1 protein-coding gene is annotated in these 1344 nt (G+C 34.2%); it reads left to right on the top strand.

What is annotated here, in order from left to right; translation table 11 throughout:
• The first annotated feature begins 466 nt into the window (after positions 1 to 466).
• Positions 467 to 1219 (top strand): DUF4145 domain-containing protein, encoded by a 753-nt coding sequence (locus PVK62_RS17270; RefSeq protein WP_274445541.1) that lies wholly within the window; start codon positions 467 to 469, stop codon positions 1217 to 1219.
• Positions 1220 to 1344 lie beyond the last annotated feature (125 nt).

Here is a 1344-nt window from a genome sequence, read left to right as displayed (position 1 = left end):
TTCGGCATTCTAGATTTCTTTTGGTTTACCGTATTAAGTGGTAAATTTAGGCTTAATCTGCATGGTAGCAAACGTGTTATGCAGGCGTTATGTGCTTTGTAATAATATACTGTTTTATATGTATTTATCTGAAGAATATAGTTGCGAGTTAATTTTATTAAAGGCATAATGCTGTACAGCGTCCTCTTATGCTAAACAGAACGAAGTTGTTGGTTAACAAAGCTCAAATGTAGCTAATTTCCATCAATAAACGTTAAAATAGGAGGTATCATGCAGTTTGAAATCCGTACTAAGACGGTACATGTTAAGTTTTCTTGGAAAGCACTAAGTAGCCTTGTGTTATTTGGTTTATGTGCATACTTTGGCGTACCATTCCCATGATAAGCAAAAGGGACTAACGTTCTAAGTCCCTTTTGCTATTAACTAATTCATGGATGGGATAGAGACCAATTAATAAGGTGATTTGATGGCATACCTTCATTTTTTCAAAGATATTCGTTGTGGGTGTTGTTTACACAATTCGAATTTCGAAGTATTACACGCTACTCCTTACCAAGAAGAATCTATACAAAATGACTCAAAGATTTGGCGTGATAGTAAAGATAATAAATTTCATTTATTAACAGTTTGTTCAAATTGTCGTAATCCGACTTCAATTGATATATCACTAAAAAATAGAGCGCAAATGCCTGCGCATGCTCATCATTTTTTAAACCGTTTGAATTTAGAAATTATTGACAAAGTAAATCAATCACCAAGACGATTGCAAGCTGCATACACATTAAAAATTGATGAGTTTGGTAGGGATTTGGGACCTTTATTTAATGTAGATAAAATTTATACTGAAAATAAAGCAGAGTTACCTTCTAACTTACCATTACATATTGAGCACATAGTTAAAGATGATATTTTACAAGTATTAGCTTCACCACGGTACTTAGTTGTAGCTTGTAGATCGTTATTAGAAGTTGCTTGTAAGGATTTACTTGATTCTCCAACTAATAAATTAATAGGCATGATAGATCAACTTAAAGATCAAGGCTTTATTACGGCCTCGATAGCTGAGTGGGCACATACAATTCGAAAATTGGCAAATGAAGCTGTGCATACATCAGAGGCTCCGACTAAAGAAGAAGCTCAAGAAGTCTATAATTTTGCGATGACAATTTTAGAGTTATTATATTCTTACCCTGCAAGAATTGATAACCTTAAACGTTAAGCTGTATGCACATAACAAATGCATCAACACGATTTACTACACTCGGCATCTCAGGTTGTCGGGTGTTTCTCGTTTTAAGGCGTCAATTTTAAGTATAATTGCATGGTAGCAAACGTGTTATGCAG

The sequence above is a fragment of the Aliivibrio sp. S3MY1 genome, assembly GCF_028765575.1.
In the GTDB taxonomy this organism is placed as follows: domain Bacteria; phylum Pseudomonadota; class Gammaproteobacteria; order Enterobacterales; family Vibrionaceae; genus Aliivibrio.
This window is presented reverse-complemented; position numbering and strand designations above follow the sequence as displayed.